This is a genomic window from Pseudomonas sp. P7758 (assembly GCF_013386485.1).
Taxonomy (GTDB): domain Bacteria; phylum Pseudomonadota; class Gammaproteobacteria; order Pseudomonadales; family Pseudomonadaceae; genus Aquipseudomonas.
Window position 1 is genome coordinate 1 of sequence record NZ_JACARS010000156.1, and the last position, 20,857, is coordinate 20,857.

General features: G+C 62.7%; 20 protein-coding genes. 9 read left to right on the forward strand and 11 right to left on the reverse strand.

Annotated features, from left to right (window positions below; translation table 11 throughout):
- Positions 1-1,626, reverse strand: a 1,626-nt coding sequence (locus tag HX873_RS27695) for an AMP-binding protein (RefSeq protein ID WP_177123502.1), incomplete at its 3' end; no start/stop codon positions are given.
- A 145-nt stretch (positions 1,627-1,771) separates the two neighbouring features.
- On the opposite strand from HX873_RS27695, the gene HX873_RS27700 reads away from it, so the two are divergent.
- From HX873_RS27700 to HX873_RS27715, 4 genes are read left to right on the forward strand one after another with little or no spacing between them, the layout of a single operon-like run.
- Positions 1,772-2,935 (forward strand): isovaleryl-CoA dehydrogenase, encoded by a 1,164-nt coding sequence (locus HX873_RS27700; RefSeq protein WP_003212472.1) that lies wholly within the window; start codon positions 1,772-1,774, stop codon positions 2,933-2,935.
- A 14-nt stretch (positions 2,936-2,949) separates the two neighbouring features.
- The gene (locus HX873_RS27705; RefSeq protein ID WP_003212470.1) at positions 2,950-4,557 is read left to right on the forward strand and encodes a carboxyl transferase domain-containing protein; all 1,608 of its coding nucleotides are present in this window, start codon (positions 2,950-2,952) and stop codon (positions 4,555-4,557) included.
- A 15-nt stretch (positions 4,558-4,572) separates the two neighbouring features.
- Positions 4,573-5,379 carry a gamma-carboxygeranoyl-CoA hydratase gene (locus HX873_RS27710; protein ID WP_003212468.1) on the forward strand — a complete coding sequence of 269 codons (807 nt, stop codon included), beginning with the start codon at positions 4,573-4,575 and terminating at the stop codon, positions 5,377-5,379.
- Positions 5,376-7,313, forward strand: coding sequence for an acetyl/propionyl/methylcrotonyl-CoA carboxylase subunit alpha (locus tag HX873_RS27715; RefSeq protein WP_177123503.1), 1,938 nt, complete (start codon positions 5,376-5,378; stop codon positions 7,311-7,313). Before HX873_RS27710 ends, HX873_RS27715 begins: the two co-directional genes overlap by 4 nt.
- On the opposite strand, the gene HX873_RS27720 is transcribed toward HX873_RS27715, so the two are convergent.
- A complete protein-coding gene (locus HX873_RS27720; protein WP_177123504.1) occupies positions 7,310-7,957 on the reverse strand; it encodes a LexA family transcriptional regulator in 648 nt (215 codons plus the stop codon). The genes HX873_RS27715 and HX873_RS27720 overlap by 4 nt on opposite strands.
- A 129-nt stretch (positions 7,958-8,086) precedes the next feature.
- On the opposite strand from HX873_RS27720, the gene HX873_RS27725 reads away from it, so the two are divergent.
- Together HX873_RS27725 and HX873_RS27730 are read left to right on the forward strand one after the other, a co-directional pair.
- Complete coding sequence (locus HX873_RS27725; RefSeq protein ID WP_102369523.1) at positions 8,087-8,449, forward strand: DUF6124 family protein; 363 nt, start codon at positions 8,087-8,089, stop codon at positions 8,447-8,449.
- A 467-nt stretch (positions 8,450-8,916) separates the two neighbouring features.
- Positions 8,917-10,068: a M14-type cytosolic carboxypeptidase gene (locus HX873_RS27730; protein WP_003212460.1), complete on the forward strand. Its 1,152-nt coding sequence runs from the start codon at positions 8,917-8,919 to the stop codon at positions 10,066-10,068.
- Between the two features lie 55 nt (positions 10,069-10,123).
- Here HX873_RS27730 and HX873_RS27735 read toward each other — a convergent pair whose 3' ends face one another.
- Positions 10,124-10,663 carry a cytochrome b gene (locus tag HX873_RS27735; RefSeq protein WP_003212459.1) on the reverse strand — a complete coding sequence of 180 codons (540 nt, stop codon included), beginning with the start codon at positions 10,661-10,663 and terminating at the stop codon, positions 10,124-10,126.
- On the reverse strand, positions 10,660-11,742 hold the full coding sequence (locus tag HX873_RS27740) for a catalase family peroxidase (protein WP_177009823.1): 1,083 nt from the start codon (positions 11,740-11,742) through the stop codon (positions 10,660-10,662). The genes HX873_RS27735 and HX873_RS27740 overlap by 4 nt, the downstream gene beginning before the upstream one ends.
- Positions 11,743-11,913: 171 nt before the next feature.
- On the opposite strand from HX873_RS27740, the gene HX873_RS27745 reads away from it, so the two are divergent.
- Positions 11,914-12,420 (forward strand): RNA polymerase sigma factor, encoded by a 507-nt coding sequence (locus HX873_RS27745; protein ID WP_003212456.1) that lies wholly within the window; start codon positions 11,914-11,916, stop codon positions 12,418-12,420.
- Positions 12,417-13,169, forward strand: a complete 753-nt coding sequence (locus HX873_RS27750; RefSeq protein WP_177021352.1) for an anti-sigma factor — start codon at positions 12,417-12,419, stop codon at positions 13,167-13,169. The genes HX873_RS27745 and HX873_RS27750 overlap by 4 nt, the downstream gene beginning before the upstream one ends.
- Here HX873_RS27750 and HX873_RS27755 read toward each other — a convergent pair.
- From HX873_RS27755 to HX873_RS27785, 7 genes are read right to left on the reverse strand one after another with little or no spacing between them, the layout of a single operon-like run.
- A complete protein-coding gene (locus tag HX873_RS27755; protein ID WP_177041893.1) occupies positions 13,166-14,128 on the reverse strand; it encodes a spore coat U domain-containing protein in 963 nt (320 codons plus the stop codon). The genes HX873_RS27750 and HX873_RS27755 overlap by 4 nt on opposite strands.
- A gap of 43 nt (positions 14,129-14,171) precedes the next feature.
- Positions 14,172-16,565: a fimbria/pilus outer membrane usher protein gene (locus HX873_RS27760; protein WP_177056021.1), complete on the reverse strand. Its 2,394-nt coding sequence runs from the start codon at positions 16,563-16,565 to the stop codon at positions 14,172-14,174.
- Between the two features lie 41 nt (positions 16,566-16,606).
- Positions 16,607-17,392, reverse strand: a complete 786-nt coding sequence (locus HX873_RS27765) for a molecular chaperone (protein WP_003212447.1) — start codon at positions 17,390-17,392, stop codon at positions 16,607-16,609.
- Between the two features lie 26 nt (positions 17,393-17,418).
- Positions 17,419-17,919 (reverse strand): spore coat U domain-containing protein, encoded by a 501-nt coding sequence (locus tag HX873_RS27770; protein WP_008431486.1) that lies wholly within the window; start codon positions 17,917-17,919, stop codon positions 17,419-17,421.
- 4 nt (positions 17,920-17,923) lie between these two features.
- A complete protein-coding gene (locus HX873_RS27775) occupies positions 17,924-18,460 on the reverse strand; it encodes a spore coat protein U domain-containing protein (protein WP_032898768.1) in 537 nt (178 codons plus the stop codon).
- 18 nt (positions 18,461-18,478) lie between these two features.
- On the reverse strand, positions 18,479-19,021 hold the full coding sequence (locus HX873_RS27780; RefSeq protein WP_003212440.1) for a spore coat protein U domain-containing protein: 543 nt from the start codon (positions 19,019-19,021) through the stop codon (positions 18,479-18,481).
- On the reverse strand, positions 19,015-19,506 hold the full coding sequence (locus HX873_RS27785; protein ID WP_218166240.1) for a spore coat U domain-containing protein: 492 nt from the start codon (positions 19,504-19,506) through the stop codon (positions 19,015-19,017). Before HX873_RS27785 ends, HX873_RS27780 begins: the two co-directional genes overlap by 7 nt.
- Positions 19,507-19,735: 229 nt before the next feature.
- Between HX873_RS27785 and zapE the strand changes: the two genes are divergently transcribed.
- Positions 19,736-20,851 carry a cell division protein ZapE gene (zapE, locus tag HX873_RS27790; protein WP_003212435.1) on the forward strand — a complete coding sequence of 372 codons (1,116 nt, stop codon included), beginning with the start codon at positions 19,736-19,738 and terminating at the stop codon, positions 20,849-20,851.
- Positions 20,852-20,857 lie beyond the last annotated feature (6 nt).

Consider the following 20,857-nt stretch of genomic DNA (forward strand, 5'->3'; position numbering starts at 1 on the left):
CCCCTTCAACTCTTCAATCATAATTTCCCGCATCCGAAACTTCTGGATCTTCCCCGTCACCGTCATCGGAAACTCATCCACAAACTTGAAATGCTTGGGCATCTTGAAGTGCGCAATCCGCCCCTTGCACCACGTCTGCAGCTCAAGCTCATTGGCCACATGCCCCGGATGAAACTTGATCCACGCCACAATCGCCTCACCATAGCGCTCATCCGGAATCCCGATCACCTGCACATCCGCCACCGCCGGATGAGTAAAGAAAAACTCCTCCAACTCCCGCGGGTACACGTTCTCACCTCCGCGAATGATCATGTCCTTGTTACGCCCGGCGATGCACACATACCCATGTTCATCCATGGTCGCCAGGTCGCCGGTGTGCATCCAGCCCGCCTCGTCGATAGCCTCACGAGTGCTGTCAGGATTATTCCAGTAACCGAGCATCACGCTGTAGCCACGGGTACACAGCTCCCCTACCTGGCCCCGAGCAATCGTGTTACCGGCGTCATCGATAATCTTGCTTTCCAGCTGTGGCTGGGTCCGGCCAACCGTCGTAACACGCCGCTCAAGGTCATCATCCGGCCCGGTCTGCAACGACACCGGGCTGGTTTCCGTCATGCCATAGGCAATCTGCACCTCACTCATGTGCATCTCGCCGATAACCCGGCGCATCACCTCGATCGGACAAGTGGCGCCCGCCATGATCCCGGTGCGCAGGCGCGACAGGTCGAACTCGGCGCGGCGCGGGTGATCAAGCATGGCGATAAACATGGTAGGCACCCCGTATAGCCCGGTGGCCTGTTCTTCGGCGACGGCAGCCAGGGTCAGCAATGGGTCGAAACCGTCACTCGGGTAGATCATCGTGGTGCCATGGGTGATGCAGCCCAGGTTACCCATCACCATGCCAAAGCAGTGATACAGCGGCACCGGGATCACCAGGCGATCTTGCGCCGTCAGGCCCAGGCTTTCGCCAACCATGTAGCCGTTATTGAGGATGTTGTGGTGACTGAGGGTGGCGCCCTTGGGGAAGCCGGTGGTGCCGGAGGTGTACTGGATATTGACGGGTTGATCGAAGTGCAGGCCGGCCTGGCGGATCTGCAATTGCTCGGGCGGGACGCCTGCCCCGAGGGCCGCCAATTGCGACCAGGGCGTAAACCCCGGGGGCGGGCTGGGATCAAGGCTGATGATGCCGCGCAGGTCAGGTTGAAGCTCCTGCAACATGCCGTGGTAATCGGAGGTCTTGAACGACCCGGCGCACACCAACCACTGGCAACCGGATTGCTTGAGTACGTACTCCAATTCACTGCTGCGATACGCCGGGTTGATATTGACCAGAATCACGCCGATTTTGGCGCTGGCGACCTGGCTGATGCACCACTCGGCGCAGTTGGGGGCCCAGATGCCCAAGCGGTCGCCGGCCTGCATCCCCAAGGCCAGGAACGCACGTGCATGCAAGTCAACCGTCTCTGCCAGTTGCCGCCAGGTGTAGCGACGCTGTTGATGGCCCACGACCAAGGCTTCGCCGTCGGAGTAGCGCGAAACCGTTTGATCAAAGGCCTGGCCGATAGTCATGGCCAGCAAGGCCTTATCCTGACAGCCGCGGCTGTAGCTCTGATTCGATTGATCCATAACGACCCCTGTTGTCTTTTTTGTAGGTTGACGTAAACGTAAACTACGATTGACAGGCCCGCAACGCAAGTTTACGTTAACGTAAAGGTGATCGCCCTCCCCGGCGTATTGGCCATACAAAAACAACGCTAGAAGGTGCCCGTCCATGAGTTACCCCTCCCTGAACTTCGCCCTCGGTGAAACCATCGACATGCTGCGCGACCAGGTGCAGTCCTTCGTGGCCAAGGAACTGGCGCCGCGCGCTGCGCAGATCGATATCGACAACCTGTTCCCCGCCGATATGTGGCGCAAGTTCGGCGATATGGGCCTGCTGGGCATCACCGTGCCGGAAGAATACGGCGGCGCCGGCCTGGGCTACCTGGCCCACGTGGTGGCCATGGAAGAAATCAGCCGGGGCTCGGCTTCGGTGGCGTTGTCCTACGGCGCGCACTCCAACCTCTGCGTCAACCAGATCAACCGCAACGGCACCCATGAGCAAAAACTCAAATACCTGCCCAAGCTGATCAGCGGCGAACACATCGGCGCACTCGCCATGAGCGAGCCGAACGCGGGCTCCGACGTGGTCTCCATGAAGCTGCGCGCCGATAAACGCGGCAGTGTGTATGTGCTCAACGGCAGCAAGACCTGGATCACCAACGGCCCTGATGCCAATACCTACGTGATCTACGCCAAGACCGACCTGGAAAAGGGTGCCCACGGCATCACCGCGTTTATCGTCGAGCGCGACTCGAAGGGCTTCAGCCGCAGCAACAAGTTCGACAAGCTCGGCATGCGCGGCTCCAACACGTGCGAGTTGTTTTTCGATGACGTCGAAGTGCCGGAAGAAAACATCCTCGGCGCACTCAATGGCGGCGTGAAAGTGCTGATGAGCGGCCTCGATTACGAACGCGTTGTGCTGTCCGGCGGCCCGACCGGGATCATGCAGGCCTGCATGGACCTGATCGTGCCCTACATCCATGACCGCAAGCAGTTCGGCCAGAGCATCGGCGAGTTCCAGCTGATCCAGGGCAAGGTCGCCGATATGTACACCCAGCTCAACGCCAGCCGCGCCTACCTGTACGCCGTGGCCCAGGCCTGCGAGCGCGGCGAAACCACGCGCAAGGACGCCGCCGGCGTGATCCTCTACAGCGCCGAACGCGCTACCCAGATGGCCCTCGACGCGATCCAGATTCTCGGCGGCAATGGCTATATCAATGAATTCCCGGCTGGCCGTCTATTGCGTGACGCCAAGCTGTATGAAATCGGTGCCGGCACCAGTGAAATCCGGCGCATGTTGATCGGTCGCGAACTGTTTAACGAAACCCGCTGAACGGAGCGCGCACCATGGCTACCCTGCACACCCAGCTCAACCCGCGCTCGGCGGAATTCGCCGCCAACAGCGCGGCGATGCTCCAACAGGTCGACGCCCTGCATACCCTGCTCGCCCAGGTGCAGCAAGGCGGCGGCGCCAAGGCCCAGGAGCGGCATACGTCGCGGGGCAAGCTGTTGCCCCGCGAGCGGATCAATCGCTTGCTCGACCCTGGCTCGCCGTTCCTTGAACTCAGCCAGCTGGCGGCTTATCAGGTGTACGGCGAAGACGTGCCCGCTGCCGGGGTGATTGCCGGGATTGGCCGGGTGGAAGGCGTCGAATGCATGATCGTCGCCAACGACGCTACGGTGAAAGGCGGCTCGTACTACCCGCTGACCGTCAAGAAACACCTGCGCGCCCAGACCATCGCCGAGCAGAACCGCCTGCCGTGCATCTACCTGGTGGACTCCGGCGGCGCCAACCTGCCGCGTCAGGATGAAGTGTTCCCGGACCGCGAGCACTTCGGACGAATCTTCTTCAACCAGGCGAACATGAGCGCCCAGGGCATCCCGCAGATCGCGGTGGTGATGGGCTCCTGCACTGCCGGTGGTGCCTATGTGCCGGCGATGGCGGACGAAGCAATCATGGTCCGGCAGCAAGCCACCATCTTCCTCGCCGGCCCGCCGCTGGTGAAGGCGGCGACCGGAGAAGTGGTCAGCGCCGAAGACCTGGGCGGTGCCGATGTGCACTGCAAGATTTCCGGGGTGGCCGACCACTATGCCGACAGCGACGAACATGCGCTGGCCCTGGCTCGGCGCAGTGTGGCCAACCTCAACTGGCGCAAGCTGGGGCAATTGCAACAACGCACGCCGCTGGCGCCGCTTTATAGCAGCGAAGAGCTGTACGGCGTGATTCCGGCCGACGCCAAGCAACCGTTCGACGTGCGCGAAGTGATCGCGCGATTGGTGGACGGCTCGGTGTTCGATGAATTCAAGGCGTTGTTTGGCACCACACTGGTGTGCGGCTTTGCGCACCTGCACGGCTATCCGATTGCGATCCTGGCCAACAACGGCATTCTCTTCGCCGAGGCCGCGCAAAAAGGCGCGCACTTTATCGAACTGGCCTGCCAGCGCGGGATTCCGCTGTTGTTCCTGCAAAACATCACCGGCTTCATGGTCGGCCAGAAATACGAAGCCGGCGGCATCGCCAAGCACGGCGCCAAACTGGTGACAGCGGTAGCCTGTGCCAAGGTGCCGAAGTTCACCGTGATCATCGGCGGCAGCTTCGGCGCCGGTAACTACGGCATGTGTGGACGCGCCTACGACCCGCGCTTCTTGTGGATGTGGCCCAACGCACGCATCGGCGTGATGGGCGCCGAACAGGCCGCCGGCGTGCTGGTGCAGGTCAAGCGTGAGCAGGCCGAGCGCGCCGGCCAGGGTTTCAGCAGCGATGAGGAAGCGGCGATCAAGCAGCCGATCCTCGACCAGTACGAAACCCAGGGCCACCCCTACTACTCCAGCGCACGGCTGTGGGATGACGGCGTCATCGACCCGCTGCAGACCCGCGACGTGCTCGCCCTGGCCCTGTCCGCCGCGCTGAACGCCCCCATCGAGCCGAGCCGCTTCGGCGTGTTCCGCATGTAAATGGAGCTGCACCCCATGAGCGATTTCAACACCCTCGAACTGATCACCGACCCCCGTGGCTTTGCCACGCTGTGGCTCAGTCGTGAAGCCAAGAACAACGCGTTCAATGCCGAAATGATCCGCGAACTGATCATTGCCCTGGACCGGGTGCAAGGCGATCCGGCCCTGCGCTTTCTGGTACTGCGCGGGCGCGGCAAACACTTCAGCGCCGGCGCCGACCTGGCCTGGATGCAGCAGTCGGCCGAACTGGATTACCACACCAACCTGGACGATGCCCGAGAACTGGCGGAGCTGATGTACAACCTCGCCAAGCTGAAGATCCCGACGCTGGCGGTAGTCCAGGGTGCGGCCTACGGTGGTGCCCTGGGGTTGATCAGTTGCTGCGACATGGCGATTGGCGCCGACGATGCGCAGTTCTGCCTGTCGGAAGTGCGCATTGGCCTGGCGCCGGCGGTGATCAGCCCGTTCGTGGTGCAGGCGATCGGCGAACGGGCAGCCCGTCGCTATGCCCTCACAGCGGATCGCTTTGGCGGTCAGCGGGCACGGGAAATCGGCTTGCTGGCGGAAAGTTATCCTGCCGATGATTTGGACATACATGTCGAATTGTGGATTACCAATCTGCTGCTCAACAGCCCCGCGGCCATGCGCGCCAGCAAGGACCTGCTACGGGAAGTCGGCCACGGTGCCCTGACGCCAGCGTTGCGTCGCTACTGCGAGAACTCCATCGCCCGGATCCGCGTCAGCGCCGAAGGCCAGGAAGGCCTGCGTGCCTTTCTGCAAAAACGCGCGCCCAACTGGCAGCCTCAGGAGCCGCGTTCATGAAGACGCTTACTACCGTATTGGTAGCCAACCGTGGCGAAATCGCCTGCCGGGTGATGCGCACCGCCAAGGCCATGGGCCTGACCACCGTGGCCGTGCACAGCGCCACCGACCGTGACGCGCGGCACACCCGCGAGGCTGATATTCGTGTGGACCTGGGCGGCAGCAAGGCCGCCGACAGTTACCTGCAAATCGACAAACTGATCGCCGCGGCCCAGGCCAGCGGCGCCCAGGCGATTCACCCGGGTTACGGGTTTCTTTCGGAGAACGCAGGGTTTGCCCGCGCCATTGAAGCCGCCGGGTTGATCTTCCTCGGCCCGCCCGCCTCGGCCATTGATGCCATGGGCAGCAAATCGGCCGCCAAGGCGTTGATGGAAACCGCCGGCGTGCCGCTGGTGCCGGGTTACCACGGCGACGCCCAGGATCTGGAGACCTTCCGCCAGGCAGCCGAGCGTATCGGTTACCCGGTGCTGCTCAAGGCAACGGCAGGCGGTGGCGGCAAGGGCATGAAGGTGGTCGAGGACGTCAGCCAACTGGCCGAAGCGTTGGCCTCGGCACAGCGTGAAGCACTGTCCTCGTTTGGCAATGCGCAGATGCTGGTGGAAAAGTATTTGCTCAAGCCGCGTCACGTGGAGATCCAGGTGTTCGCCGACCAGCACGGTCACTGCCTGTACCTCAATGAGCGCGATTGCTCGATCCAGCGCCGCCATCAAAAAGTCGTCGAAGAAGCCCCGGCGCCGGGCCTGAGTGCCGAGCAGCGCAAGGCCATGGGCGAAGCGGCCGTGCGTGCGGCCCAGGCCATCGGCTACGTGGGCGCGGGCACCGTGGAGTTTCTGCTGGACGCCCGGAGCGAGTTTTTCTTCATGGAGATGAACACCCGGCTGCAGGTGGAACACCCGGTGACCGAGGCCATCACCGGCCTGGACCTGGTGGCCTGGCAGATTCGCGTGGCCCAGGGCGAGCCGCTGCCGATGACTCAGGAGCAAGTGCCACTGCTGGGGCATGCGATTGAAGTGCGCCTGTACGCCGAGGACCCGGCCAACGATTTTCTGCCGGCCACCGGGCACCTGGCGCTGTACCGCGAATCCACGCCAGGGCCCGGGCGCCGGGTAGACAGCGGCGTCGAACAAGGCGACAACGTGTCACCGTTCTACGACCCGATGCTGGGCAAGCTGATTGCCTGGGGCGAAGACCGCGAACAGGCGCGCCTGCGGCTGCTGGGCATGCTCGATGAATTTGCCGTGGGTGGACTGAAGACCAACCTGGGCTTCTTGCGGCGCATTATCGGCCATCCGGCGTTTGCCGCTGCCGAGCTCGATACCGGGTTTATCCCGCGTTATCAGGATGAGCTGCTGCCGGCGCCTGGCGAATTGAGTGAGGCATTCTGGCAGGCCGCCGGCCAGGCGTTCATGCAGACCCAACCGAGCACTGACACCCGTTCGCCCTGGGCCGACACCCGAGGTTTTCGCGCAGGCTTGCCGGGCGAGGTTTCCCTGCACCTGAGCTGCAACGGCCAGGATCGCCTGGTAATGCTGCAAGCCGGCATCAACCCGCCCCAGTTGCACGGCGAACAATTGCTGATCGACCAGCACGGCGTGCGCCGCTCCCATCTGGCGGTACGCGAGGGCGGCAGTGTGTTTTTGCGCTGGGACGGCGAGGTGCACAGTGTCAGCCTGTTCGACCCGATTGCCGCCGTCGACGCCAGCCAGTCCCATCAGGGCGGCCTGACCGCACCGATGAACGGCAGCATCGTGCGAGTGCTGGTGGAAGTCGGGCAAACCGTTGAAGCCGGTACGCAGTTGGTGGTGCTGGAGGCCATGAAGATGGAACACAGCATTCGCGCGCCCCATGCCGGCGTGGTCAAGGCGCTGTACTGCCAGGAAGGCGAAATGGTCGGTGAAGGCAGCGCACTGGTGGAGCTGGAAGCCGCGAGTTAAAACCTCGTGACCGCCTGCGCCACCACGCCGATGATCCGGCACTCTTCACTGAACAGCATATTCGGGTACGTAGGGTTGAGCGGCACCAGGTAAAGCTGGCCGCTCTGCCTGACCCATTTGCGCAAGATCGCCTGGGAATCAAATGCCCATTGGGCCACCACCAGTTTGCCGGGCTCGGGCTGGATGGCCGGGTCCACCAGAATCATCGTGCCTTCATTGATACTCAAGCCGCTGGGGGCGGTCATGGCGTCGCCAGTCACGCGCATCCAGAACGCCTTGCCACGGGCCTGATAGTCGCTCATCTGAAAACGAGTAACGCCGTACGGCCGAGGTTCTTCCTGCAATGGGTAGCCTCCCTTCCCTTCGCTCACCGGGTAACGGTAATTCGGGTTGTAGTGCGGCGCCGGCTGCAGTTCCTCGGCAACCGCCGCGAGCGCTTTTTCGCGAACCACCAGCGCGACCTCGAGCCCATCCAGGCCAAGCTCCTGCATCACCCGGTTCATATCGGCAAGGCTCGGCACCCGACGCTTGTTCAGCCAGTGGCCGACCCCGCCCTGAGACATGCCCAGGCGCGACGCCAGTTGGTCCTGCGTGACCTTGCGGTCTTTCATGTTGGCCTTGACCAACGCTATCCATTTATCCATGGGCCCTGACAATACGTTGTGTACTCACCACGACAATAAACAGTTTGTAGTAATCAATAAAACGCCATAAATACGATTAGTACTAATATCGATTGCAGGCTTTCGACACCCACACAGAGCACTGCCCTTATGACGACCACCCCGTATACCCTGCCCGACACCTGCGATGAAGACGAACGGCTGTTCCTGCGCAGCAGTGGCGCCGCCCAACGCGCGCTGGACTATTACCTGAAAGAGGATGCCGCACCGCCCTCCGTTGACGACACGTTGTTCGAGGTCAAGCCCGGCATCAGCGACGAGGAGGCCCTGGTCCACGCCTCCGACCTGCTGCGCAGCGCCGCGGCCACTGCGTACGAATCGGCAAACAGCGCCCACGGCAATAGCCGGGACCTGGCGTTTTCAGTGGTCTATTTGATCGATATGGCGAAGGTGATGGTGGAGCGGTCACTGCGGCTTTCGGCGAGGGGTGCCGAACAGCCGGCCAGCCTGTAACAGGCACGCGGGAAAAATATTTCTATCCAAGGGATAAAAACATTTGACTTGCAAATGATAATGATTATTATTGGACCTAGCTGATCGCGAGATCAGTCGATAGACCAAGAGACCTTAGGTCGGACTCTTGGAATATCTCCTCATCAGGCTAATCACGGTTTTTGACCCGGCTCTTTGGCCGGGTCTTTTTTTTGCCAGTTTTTCCCTGGCGTGACTTCAGGCTAATGAAGACTGTGTGTTGCTTGATGGCGCGCATGGTAGCAAAAGACCATCGCCAAAAGAAAGTCGATCGAGCGCTCTAGGCCGGTTCTTTCAAAAATAGCACTTGAGAATCAATCTCATAGATTCTAAGCTGCGGCGGCGTCATGGACGACGCCCCCCTCTTCACCCGCAAAAATTGCATCCAGGCTTTGCCCCGCTCCGGTGTAAAATGCCCGCCACAACACTCATATTCAGGCAACCAGACTATGACCGTGGCCTTGACCTCCATCAAGATCAGCACCGACTTCGACAGTGGCAATATCCAGGTGCTCGACGCCAGTGATGCTCACCAGTTGCTGCTGGCGATAAAGCCCGATACGCGCAGCCAGCACTACCAGTGGTTCCACTTCAAGGCCGAAGGCATGCATGTGGGTCACACCCACACCTTCCGCCTGAGCAATGCCGGCCACTCGTCCTACAAGCACGCCTGGAGCGGCTACAACGCCGTGGCGTCCTACGACCATATCAACTGGTTTCGGGTGCCCACCCGCTTTGATGGCGAGACGCTGCACATCACCCTCGAAACCCGTGAAAAACAGGCCTGGTTCGCTTACTTCGAACCCTACAGCCGCGAACGCCACGACTGGCTGATCGACCAGGCGCTGAACCGCGCCGGCACGCAATTGCTGGCCACCGGCAAAAGTGTCGAAGGCCGTGATATCCAACTGCTGCGCCGTGGCAAGGGCGAGGCCAACAAGCGCAAGGTCTGGATCATCGCCCAGCAGCATCCCGGCGAGCACATGGCCGAATGGTTTATGGAAGGCATCATCGAGCGCCTGCAACAGGACGGTGACGCCGAGCTGAAAAAGCTCCTGGCCGCCGCCGACCTGTACCTGGTACCGAACATGAACCCCGATGGCGCGTTCCATGGGCATCTGCGCACCAACGCCATGGGCCAGGACCTCAACCGCGCCTGGCAGAGTGCGAGCCAGGAGATCAGCCCCGAAGTACTGTTCGTCCAGCAACAAATGGAAAAGTACGGCGTTGACCTGTTCCTGGATATCCACGGCGACGAGGAAATCCCCTATGTGTTCACCGCCGGTTGTGAAGGCAACCCGGGCTACACGCCACGTATCGAGCAGTTGGAAAAACACTTCCGCAGCCACCTGAGCAACCTCACCCGGGATTTTCAGACCGCGCATGGCTACACCCGCGACCTGCCGGGCGAAGCCAATATGACCCTGGCGTGCAACAGCGTCGGCGAGAAGTTCGATTGCCTGTCCCTGACCCTGGAAATGCCCTTCAAGGACAACGACGACGCGCCCAACCCGCACACTGGCTGGTCGGGCAAACGCTCGATGCAGTTGGGCAAGGACGTGTTGAGCAGCGTGGCGGATATCGTCGGCGTATTGCGCTAATACATCCACGATCCCGGCGACGGCTGCATCACAGCAACCGTCGCCGGGGAAGGCTTCAGTCCTTGCTGCCGGTCATGCTTTGCAACACACCATCACGCCGGATCAAACCGTGGAACAGCGCCGCCGCCAGGTGCAACAACACCGTCAGAAACAGCAAATACGCCAGGTAACCGTGAGCCTTGCGCAACACGGCAAACAACGGCGCATTCGCCCCCACCAGCGCCGGCAACTGCACCGAACTGCTGAGCATCACCGGGTCGCCGGCCGCTGAAATCATCGCCCAGCCCAGCAGCGGCAACACCAGCATCAACGCATACAGCACCACGTGGGAGGCCTTGGCCGCCAGCACTTGCCACAGCGGCAAGTCGGCAGGCAGCGGCGGCTGGCGCGTGGAAAAACGCACCACCAGGCGCACGATCACCAGCGCCAGGATCGCAATGCCCAGCGGCTTGTGCAGGTGGATCAGCCACTCATGGCGTTCGGAAACCGAGGCCACCATGCCCGCGCCGATAAACAGCATGGCGATGATCATCAACGCCATCAGCCAATGCAGCAGCCGCGCCAGCGGGGCGAAAAACCGGGGTTGGGCATTCATGGCTTCGACTCCTGAGGGGCGCTGTGCAGCTGGCTGACTTCGCTGGTGCGACGCAGGTAGGAACTGGCGTACGCCGCCGAACGGGCGGCCAGCAATGGGTCATTCGAGGCTTCGATACCGCTCGGCAGCACCAGTGGATCAAAGTTGATGTCACGGCAATCACCGTCCATTTGCGGCTGGCTGCTTTCCAGCACCAGGGTCCCGGCATTCAGCACCTTGTGCTCACCGGTCCAGGTCTTGCTGGCGTCATCCACCGGGTCGCCCGGGTTGGCCAGGGTGAGGCTCAACTGCCAGCGCAACGGCCCGGCCACCAGGCGCTGGGCCAGGTCTTTTTCGAGGAAGTCGCTGCCGGCGGGCGCCGTAGCCCCCGCAGCATCCTGGCTTTGCGGTACGACGCCCCAGCGCACGGCCTGGCGTTGGCCGCTGGCGTTTACCAGGTAAAACGCGTTGATGCCGTTATAGGTTTCAGTGGCATAGCTGGCAGACGGCTTGGCGGTCTTGACCCAGGCCAGGAACGGCGCGGTCTCGGGGTGCGCCGCGAAGAACGCCGGCATGCCTGCCGGGTTCGGCTTGCCGGTGGCCGGGTCAGGTGCGCCGGCCTTGAGCATCTCGAAGAAGGCCTCGGGCGTGCCCACCGGGAACACCGGCATGCTGTTCATCCCGGTGCGCCATTGCTGGCCGTTGGCCAAGTTGAACTGCAAGGCAAAACTGCGGATCGGCACGCTGCTGTCCGGCGCATACGGGTTGCCGCTGGGCAGCGCAAAACGCCCGATAACCGGGGTGCGCGCCTCGCTGAATACCTGGGCACTGGAGTACTGGCGCGCTTCGGGGCTGCTCTCGAAATAACCGGCCACGCACACGCCCTTGGCATGGTTACGCCGGTAGCCAGGGTGCAAGCCGTTGTTGGTTTCCAAGGCATTGACCAGGGTTTTGGGACGCAACCGCTGTGGGTCGAGGCTTCCGTTAACGTAGGCAAACGCCCCGGCCACGACGGCAACCACCACGCCGATGCTGGCCAACCGAATTATCAGGCTTGCGGTGCTCAACGGCGGACGGGGCGGTGATGAGTGATCTACCATGAAATAACTCCAGGGCCCAAGGCCTTGAGTGGGTGAAACATAAGGTCGGAACACTTGGGACGAACGCCAGCGCACTCTATTCCCTGGCCTGCTGTTTATTTTTATTGGCCTGGAATAACCTTCAACGCCGGACGTCTTCCTAGTCCCAGCGTAGTGACTAGCCAGAATCCCATGCACGAACTCGACGAACAGTTACGTGAACTCATCCCCAGGTTGCGGCGTTTTGCCGTGTCCCTGACGCGTAACACCAGCAGCGCCGACGACCTGGTGCAGGCGAGCCTTGAGCGCGCGATCATCAGTTGGGCCGACAAACGCCTCGAAGGCGACTTGCGCGCCTGGCTGTTCTCGATCCTCTACCGGCAGTTCCTCGACGCCCATCGGCGCTCCCGGCGGTACACACGCATGCTGGAATTTTTCACCGGCCGCGATGATTCGCAGCCGTCGGTCGAGCGCACCGTCATCGCGCAATCGACCCTGCAAGCCTTCGACAAATTGAACACCGAACAGCGCGCCCTGCTGCTGTGGGTCTCGGTGGAAGGCTTGAGCTACAAAGAAGTCGCCGACATCCTCGAGGTGCCCGTGGGCACCGTGATGTCTCGCCTGTCGCGCGCGCGCCAGGCCCTGCGCCAGCTCAGCGACGGCGAAATCACCAGCCCTGCCCTGCGGATACTCAAATGATCAGCCTGCCTCCCAGCGAACGCGATTTGCATGCCTACGTCGATCACCAGCTCCTGGACGCCGACCGCCGCCAGCTCGAAACCTGGCTGGCGGCCCACCCGGACGTCGCCGCCCAGGTGCACGCCTGGCAACAGGACGCGCAGCACCTGCGGGCATCGTTGAGCGGCGCACTGCAACAACCCGCCAACCCCGAGCTGGACCCGGCCCTGATTCGCCAGCGGGTCAAGCGCCAGTCGCGCCGCCATCTCGCAACCGCCGCCATGCTGTTGATTGCCGTCAGTGTCGGCGGCCTCGGCGGCTGGCAGGCCCGCCAGGCTACGCTGCTCGAGAGCATGGCGCCCATGAGCGACGCGATGCAGGCCTACCGCCTGTTTGCCCAGGACGGCATCTTGCCCGCCGACTACCACGTGCAAAGCGGTGGCGACATGCAAGGCTGGCTCGACCGTTACTTCAACCAGGCCTACCGCCTGCCGGACCTGAGCCAGGCCGGGTTCAAGGCGGTCAGCGGGCGCCTGCTCAGTACCGAACAAGGCGCGGCGGCCATGGTGCTGTATGAAGACCCCCAAGGGCGACGCATCAGTTTCTATATCCGTCCGCCAGGCCCGGAAAACAAATTCCTGCCCCGTGGCAGCCGCAGTGCCGACGGGCTGCAGGCCGAATACTGGTCGGGCGCGGGCTACAACTATGCGATGGTCAGCCCGCAGGACGCCTCGACCACGCAGATGCTCAAGCAGACGATGCGGTTCTAGAAACCCACATCCAGTACCACGTTATCGACGTAGGTACCGGCTGGCGGCGTGGCCTGGTTGCTATAGATCGCCGCGTTGTAGTTGAACACTTGGCTACCGGTGCCCAGGCCATTCCCGGGGTTCACCTCAGCCGTGGAGCTGGCGCGCCGGGCAGTGGTCACGCTGCCCCAGCGAGTGGTGGTGGCGCTTTTGAAGATATCGTAATTGAGGAAGTTGCTCCCCGAGATCATCCGCCGCTGCCCGCCCACACTCACCGGGTTCTGCCCGTCGCTGATGCCCACGGTGTAGGCACTGCCCTTGGTGCAGGCAATCGTGGCTTGCCCGCTCACGCTGGAAAAACCACTGATCACCGGGGCGCTGCCGAAGCTGATGTTGGGCGCGGTGATCGTGCAGTCATTGGCCACGGTCATGCTGACGGTCAACGTCGTGGTGCCACTGTTGATATCCCGCCCCAGACAAATCCCGCCGATACCAATGCCCGAGCAATAGTTCCAGTTCCAGAAAATACTCAGGGTTTCGCTATAGGTGCCGGCCGCCACGTTGCTGCCGATCGTCGTGCTCATGTAAAGCGGCAAGGTTTTCGTGCCCGGCCCGGAAATCAGCCCGGCGGTTTGCGCGATGCCGCCGGGCCCGCCAAAGTCGAACGCGGTGCCCCGGGTCATCGGAAAGCCGGTGGTGTTGTTGGCATAGACCGTGTAGCTGATCACATCACCGGTGGGCCCAACCATGCCGCCCTGGGAGGAACCGGTGATGGTGGCGTAAAAGTGGTCGGTGGAAGCCAGCAACGAAATCAGGGCAGAGGTACAGTTCAAGCCGCCGGAGGTGGTCGAACTGGTCTGGGCGGCAGTGCGCACGGTCATCGAACTCACCGACGTGCCAAAGCTGGCTGGCACGGTCGCCCCCACCGAACACAAGGCCTGCGCCTGCTGCACGCCCCCAAGGCTCGCCAACACCAGCATTCCCGACACCCATCCTTTGACCCGCACACCCACACTCCTTATCTCATTGGCAAACCAGCGGCCCGATCAGCGGCACCTGCTCCTCGTTGATATCCACGTCGAACGTTGCCTGGCAGGTACGGCCCTCACCCACAGTGACTTGCAAGGTGTTGTGGGCCGCCAGGTTCTCCAGGTACACCAGGCCATCCCACCCCACCACCGCGCGCGCCCCGGTTTGCTCATGACGCACCTGGCTGCCCAGGGGCAGGTCCTGATGCCGGGCATCCACCAGGGTGATACTGGCCGCGATCACCCGGCGCACCGGGAACTCCAGCAAGTAGCCGCTGCCGCGCCGCACCGCCACGCGCTGCTCGACATTCGGGGTCTGCACGTTGACCGGCAGGTTCAGCGGGTCGATTTCATACTTGCCGCGGTAGTACGCGCTGCTCCACGGCACCAGCAAGTGCCCGTTGCGGTCGGTTTCCCCCACCAACTGGTTTTCATAGAGCACCGGCACACCGGAATAGCCGTCGGTGCTCACCACCACAAACGCGTCATTGACCTGGTTGGCGGTGAACACCTGATTGTCCATCCACACCAGCGAGCCACTGGCATCCGCCCAACGGGTCTCGGCGTCACTGCTGCCGTACACGCCCGCCTGCAATTGCACCGACTGCATGCGCCAGGTCAGGTCGGCCTGGCGATAGGCCGGGCCGTCGCCACTGGCATACCCCAGGTTGTAGCCCACGCCGCCCTCGGACGGCACCGCCCGGCTGTAGTTGACCCGCTGGCGACTTTCGCCGGCCTGGCTGCGCTCGTTGCTCAAGGCCAGGCTGCCGTAGACGTCGAACGGGATGACCAACTGCGCCTGCATGGCCCAGTTGCTGTCACCGACCTCACGGTTGGCCGACAGATAGAAACTGGTGTTGCGCCACAGCTGTTTGCTCCAGGTGAGGTTCATCAGCCGGGTGCGGGAGTCATCGGCCGCCTGTACATCGAAATAGCCGGCACCGATGCTGCCGAAATCGTTGAGGTTCAGGCTCAGCGTCACCTGCTCGCTGCGCTTGCTGAGGCTCGCATAAGGCGTGTCGACCAGGGTCAGGTCGGCGTACTGGTCGCGGCGCTCTACTCGCTGGTATGACAGGCTGTAGCGCTGGTTGCTGTATTGATAACCGAAGCTCAGTTGCTGGCCGGTCTCGCCATCAAACTGGCTTTGGCTGAGGGCGGTATTGAGCACCCCGAAGTTGCCCAGCCGCACGTTGCCGCCGAGCCCGCCCAGGGTCAGGTCGCCTGAGGCTTCGGCATGGCTTTCCAGGGTGAAGTAGTCCGACACCCCGTAACGAAACGTGCCGCTGGCCACGCCCGGCCCGTAGCCAAAATCCCGAATGGTGTAGTCGCGGCGCAAATTACCGGCCGCCACCGAAAAATCCGACAGGCCTTTTTGCAGCAACGTACTGGTGACGTAGAACGGCACGGTGGTCGACACCTGCCGGCCCAGGGCATCGGTGGTGACCACCACCGCTTCGCCGGCGCCGTTGATAAACGGCACGTTGGTCAAGGTGTAAGGGCCCGGCTGCAGATCTGCGCTGCTGGATTTGTAGCCATTGATGAACAGGTCCACCGACGACGGCACCGCCGCCTCCCCGGCAAATTGTGGCAAGGGGTAAGTCACCAGGTCCGGGCGTACGCCGAAATCCCGCGACACTTGCACCCCGCCCAGGCGTACCGAACTGCTCCACGGCAATGCGCTGCTGATCACGTCGCCCGCCTCGTAGGTCAGCAGGCGCTCATCGTCGGAAAAGCGCCAGGTGGTGTCATAGCGCCGATAGCCATTGTTCAAAGTGCTGCCGCTGGCCTGGCCGCCAAAGGTGGTGCGGTATTGGCCGGTATTGGACAACGTGCCCCAGGTATCGAACAGCCGCACTTCGTTGAAGATGCCCAGGTATGTGCCGGCGTCATCGGTGTCGTTCAGGTAAGCGTCATAGTTGAGCAACGCACCAAAACTGGTGAGTGCCTGGGCGCGCGGGTAGTTGTTGCGGCTGCCGATGAACTGCGCCGGCAACCACGCCGGCGGTACCGTCAACATGAGGCGCTGGCCCTGGCTGTCGTAATCGGTGTGCAGGCCCGGCAGGTGGTCCAGCGCGACCTCGGTGGTGATCTCGGCCGGCAGCTTCATGCCCACGTCCCGCAAGGTGGCCGCCGGCACAAACAGGCCGCCGGCGCGCTGATCCACGGCCACCACCCGGCCAGTGTCCATCTGGTTGACCACCAGTTCGAGGAACAACTGTGCATCGGCAACAGCCTCCATGTTGCTGGGCGGCGGCGGCAACGGCGCGGCCACGCCAAGCGGCGCAAGCACCAGGCCCGCCAGGCCGCCCACCACCCACACCGATCGCCATCGACTACGAGCCCAACCATGGCTCACCAAGGCATTGTGTCCATCAATGGACATCTCCATCCGTTAAGACCAAGGGCTGCTCCATGCCCTATTCCATTGCGTTACCGTCCCGGCGCAAGGTTCTCCAGTTGCGCTGCGCCATTGACTCGCACCTGCAGCGGCTGATCGCCCGCGACACCTTGTGGCACCGGCCAGCGCATGGTTGCGCCCGGCAGTACATAGCCGAGCAGGCCGTCTACCAGCGGCCGGGTCTGCCCGCCCTGTTTGAACGCCACATCGGTGAGCCGCGCGTGCACCGCGCCCTGGTTGCGCATCTCCACATAGTTGCGCCCGCCGACGGTGACTTTTTTCCAGCTCAGGTCAGGCTTGCCCGCGCCCTTGGGGTCGCGCTGGCGCGTCGCGTCTTCCTTGCTCCACAGGCCTGCGCCGTAGGCGAACAACGGCACCGAATAACGCATCTGAAAGCGGATGGCGGCGGCCGTCTTGCCATCGGCTGCGGGGGTTTCAGGGGTGGCGGCGGGGATTTCGTCGATGATGATCCGATAGGCCAACTCCTGGCCCGGCGGCACTTCCCGGGTCCGGGTCAGGCGCACCAATTGCTTCTGCCCCGGTTCGATCTTCGCCACCGGCGGGCTGCCGATCACGTCGCGCTGGTTCTGGTACTGCTCGTCAAACCCGCCCTGGCTCCAGGCAAATACCCGGATCTGCAGGTTCGCAGTCTCTGTACCGCGATTCTCCAACCACAAGGCGCTGGCCTGTTGATCGGCCTCCAGCACCGGGTCAATGGGCCAGATCAGCACCGAACTGGCAGCCTGGACCTGCCCGGCGCCCAACGCCACCAGACCGATAAAACCCGCAACCCAATACCGCCGGGAAGCTGCAAACATAGATTCCACTCCTCATGCCAATCGCCTTACCAGGACAGCTGCACCTGCAGCACGTCGCTGTACGTCCCCCCAGGCTGATTACCCGGTAACACCACCCGGCCGTAAATCGGCAGGGTTATATTGTTCGCGTTGCTGTAGGCCACGCTGACGCTTTGACTGATCCCCAGGCTCTGGCTCAGGGCCGCGTCCTGAAACAGCTGGTACGCCACTTGGGCACTGCCGCTATTGAGTTGCATGTGCCGGCCACTGGCGTTGTACAAGCCGCCGTTGACGCTCATGTTCAAGGTGACTCCCGGGGTGCATTGCAGCGTTACCCCGCTGCTCAGCGCCACCGACACCGTGCTGGTGGACAACGACGAATAGCTGCCGAACGCCAGGCTGCCGTAGTTCGTGCCGCCGCCCACCACCAGGCAGCCTGCGGCAATCGTCGCGCTGACCTGGATCGTCTGGCTGGTCACCGCCAGCAACGACAACGGCATTCCCCAACCCGTGATGACCGCCAGCGTCGCCCAGCAGGCCCGCTTCATGGCACTAGAACGTCAGTTGCACCGACACCGTGTCGGTGTAGGTACCCGCCGGCAAACCTGCCTTGCCCACGGCCTGGCCGTAGATGTTCACGGTTTGCGCAACGCCCGTGCTCGCACCTACGTTGATAGTTCCGTTGATCGCCAGAAGTGTCGAATGCCCGGTGTCGGTGTAGAAGTCATACGGCACATAATTGGCCACGCCGTCATACAGCGCCCGGGTGCCGCCCGTGGACTGGCCGTCATGGGAGCCCGCGCCCACGGTGATCACCGGCGAGGTGCCCGAGGAACACTGGATCGACAACGCGCCTCCACCGCCGCCCAGCACCTGGCCGGACTGCGTGGTGAACTGGCTGTTGGTGGTACCGAAATTGATCGTACCGAAGTTCAAACCGGTGGTGCCGCCCACGCCGTTGACCAGGCAACTGTTGGTCAGGATCAGCGTGGAGCTGATCTGCCCGGTGACCGTCGTGGCCGCCTGGGCACCCGATACCCAGGCCAGTGCGACCAATGGGAGAACTGCTTTAGATACAAGTGCATGCATGATGTCCATCCTCATGAATTACCAATCCAGAGTCACCGTCAGGGTGTCTGTGTAGATGCCGGCCGGTAGGGCCCTGGTATTCGCCACCACCGAGCCGAATACCGGGATCGGTACCTGTGCGCCCTTGGTCACGACGAAATTGCGTTGCTGGCCGATGCTGTAGGTGCTTCGGCCCGCAGGATCGGCCGACAGCCGATACGGTATGGTTTGCCGGCCATTGCTCAAGCGCCGGGTGATGCCGTCGCCATGGGCGCCGCCGTCGATGGTCACGGTGAAACTGCTCACCACCGACGGGTTGCAGGACACAGCGAGCGCGGCCTTGTCGCCATCACTGATGCCGGCACCCAGGCCCTTGTCCCAAGTGGGTCCGTGGCTGCCGAAATCCAGCAAGGCCGAGCCGCCATCCGGGCTCACCGGCGCGCTGTCGGTGCCTTTGCTCACCTGGCAACTGGCGGTAATCACCAGCCGTGCGTGAATCTGCCCGGCGACCGCCGCCTGGGCGTCCTCGGCCAGGAGCAACAGGCCGCCCAGCGCGATGCAGGCCAGGGCGCGGCTTACCATGTCACCGTCACTTTGAGCAGGTCGGAATAACGCCCCACGGCCGGTATTTCCTTGAGCGGCTCGATGCGTCCATAAAGTGGCAAGTCCACCGTGCCGGAATCGGGCACGCGGCCGCTCAACGGTACGTCCACGGCCAAGGGGATGCGGCGTGCGGCATCGGCATAAATTCGATAGGGAATGGGTTTGATCGAGGGGGCAGCAGCGCCCAGGTAACGTACTTCGCCGATGCCGCCATGCAGGCCGCCGTCGACACGCATCTGATACGGCGTATCCGGGTTGCACTCCAGGCGTGGCTGGCGCTGGCTGATCAAGGCTGCACTCAACGGGCCTGCCGGGTCATCCAGCCGGGAGCCGCTGCCGAAATCCAGTACGCCGAGCTGCTCGATCCCTGCTTCACGCGTGGTGCCGACCAACTGGCACCCCCGCTGCACGTCGATACGCACCTCAACCTGGAGCTGTGCGCCATAAACCGTGTTGCAGAGCATCGCGCTCATGATTGCCAAGACTGCGTGTCCCTTCACTGCCCCAAATCCTTATACAGGGGTGACTGCTGTGTATGAGGTTAGTCACTTGAAGGGAATCCGCCAGTCAGGTCGGTGTTTTGGATCCATTGACCCATGCCTTTTCCAGATAGCTCGCGCCGTGCTTCTCTATTGGTCAAACCGCAACCGGCGCTCTAAAGTGAGCGACCACCGAAACACAGAGTGACTGACATTGGCTGCTTTACCGCCCCTGCTCAAACGGTTGCTGGGTAAACCCGCGGCGACCACCGCCGCCCCCGGTATCAGCGCATTCTTCCAGGGCAAGGCCCGGCAACAGGGCTATACCCTCAGCCCAAGCCAGCAACAGGTGATCGAGACCATGGCCCGGCAAACCGACCATCTGCTGGCCGGGCGCCCTACCCGCAGCCTGTACCTGCACGGCGCCGTCGGCCGGGGCAAGAGCTGGTTGCTGGACGGCTTTTTCCAGGCGTTGCCGATTGCCGAGAAACAGCGCGTGCACTTCCACGACTTTTTCGCCCGTCTGCACCAGGGAATGTTTGCCCATCGCCAGCAGCGCGATGCCTTGGCCGTGACTCTGGATGAGTTGCTCGATGGCTGCCGCGTGCTGTGCTTCGACGAGTTTCACGTACATGATATCGGCGATGCGATGCTGATCAGCCGCCTGTTCAAGGCCCTGTTCCGGCGCGGAGTCTGGGTGCTGGTAACCTCCAATTATCCGCCCGCCGGGTTGCTGCCGAACCCCTTGTACCATCAGCGGTTCAAGCCGGTGATCGAGCTGATCAGCGCGCGCATGGACGTCATGGAAGTCAGCGCCCCCCAGGATTTTCGCAGCCTGGCCCAGGCCCATGGCGATCAGCGGTTCAGCGCTGGCCAGTTCGTGTGGCCGGGGACTGCCGCGCAACGCCAAGCCCTGGGCCTGCCGTCAGCGGATCAGGCCCCGGTCAGCCTGACCGTCGGAGCCCGGCAATTGACTGCCCGCTGGCACCAGGACCGCAGCATTGCCTTCACCTTCAGCGACCTGTGCGAACAACCGACCGCCGTCATGGACTACCTGCAGCTGTGCCGCGACTATGAACGCTGGATCATCGACGGCCTGCCGCATCTGGCGGACTGTCCGATTGCCGCCCAGCAACGGTTCATCAACCTGGTGGACGTGCTCTACGACCAGGACAAGCAATTGGTGCTGATCGGCGAGCAGCCGCTGGAGCAATCCCTGAGCGGCCAGGCCATCGATTTGGCGCGCACCGCCAGCCGCCTGGGGCAGTTGCAGAAGATCGGGCCGCAACCCGCTATCATGAGCGCCATTCACGCCCCTATTGCCGAGTGACGCGCC

Bases quoted from the DNA above. Each gene is read 5' to 3' on its own strand.
- HX873_RS27700 (WP_003212472.1), top strand. From the start codon at position 1,772: ATGAGTTACCCCTCCCTGAACTTCGCCCTCGGTGAAACCATCGACATG.
- HX873_RS27705 (WP_003212470.1), top strand. From the start codon at position 2,950: ATGGCTACCCTGCACACCCAGCTCAACCCGCGCTCGGCGGAATTCGCC.
- HX873_RS27710 (WP_003212468.1), top strand. From the start codon at position 4,573: ATGAGCGATTTCAACACCCTCGAACTGATCACCGACCCCCGTGGCTTT.
- HX873_RS27715 (WP_177123503.1), top strand. From the start codon at position 5,376: ATGAAGACGCTTACTACCGTATTGGTAGCCAACCGTGGCGAAATCGCC.
- HX873_RS27720 (WP_177123504.1), bottom strand. From the start codon at position 7,957: ATGGATAAATGGATAGCGTTGGTCAAGGCCAACATGAAAGACCGCAAG.
- HX873_RS27725 (WP_102369523.1), top strand. From the start codon at position 8,087: ATGACGACCACCCCGTATACCCTGCCCGACACCTGCGATGAAGACGAA.
- HX873_RS27730 (WP_003212460.1), top strand. From the start codon at position 8,917: ATGACCGTGGCCTTGACCTCCATCAAGATCAGCACCGACTTCGACAGT.
- HX873_RS27735 (WP_003212459.1), bottom strand. From the start codon at position 10,663: ATGAATGCCCAACCCCGGTTTTTCGCCCCGCTGGCGCGGCTGCTGCAT.
- HX873_RS27740 (WP_177009823.1), bottom strand. From the start codon at position 11,742: ATGGTAGATCACTCATCACCGCCCCGTCCGCCGTTGAGCACCGCAAGC.
- HX873_RS27745 (WP_003212456.1), top strand. From the start codon at position 11,914: ATGCACGAACTCGACGAACAGTTACGTGAACTCATCCCCAGGTTGCGG.
- HX873_RS27750 (WP_177021352.1), top strand. From the start codon at position 12,417: ATGATCAGCCTGCCTCCCAGCGAACGCGATTTGCATGCCTACGTCGAT.
- HX873_RS27755 (WP_177041893.1), bottom strand. From the start codon at position 14,128: ATGCTGGTGTTGGCGAGCCTTGGGGGCGTGCAGCAGGCGCAGGCCTTG.
- HX873_RS27760 (WP_177056021.1), bottom strand. From the start codon at position 16,565: ATGGAGATGTCCATTGATGGACACAATGCCTTGGTGAGCCATGGTTGG.
- HX873_RS27765 (WP_003212447.1), bottom strand. From the start codon at position 17,392: ATGTTTGCAGCTTCCCGGCGGTATTGGGTTGCGGGTTTTATCGGTCTG.
- HX873_RS27770 (WP_008431486.1), bottom strand. From the start codon at position 17,919: ATGAAGCGGGCCTGCTGGGCGACGCTGGCGGTCATCACGGGTTGGGGA.
- HX873_RS27775 (WP_032898768.1), bottom strand. From the start codon at position 18,460: ATGCATGCACTTGTATCTAAAGCAGTTCTCCCATTGGTCGCACTGGCC.
- HX873_RS27780 (WP_003212440.1), bottom strand. From the start codon at position 19,021: ATGGTAAGCCGCGCCCTGGCCTGCATCGCGCTGGGCGGCCTGTTGCTC.
- HX873_RS27785 (WP_218166240.1), bottom strand. From the start codon at position 19,506: ATGCTCTGCAACACGGTTTATGGCGCACAGCTCCAGGTTGAGGTGCGT.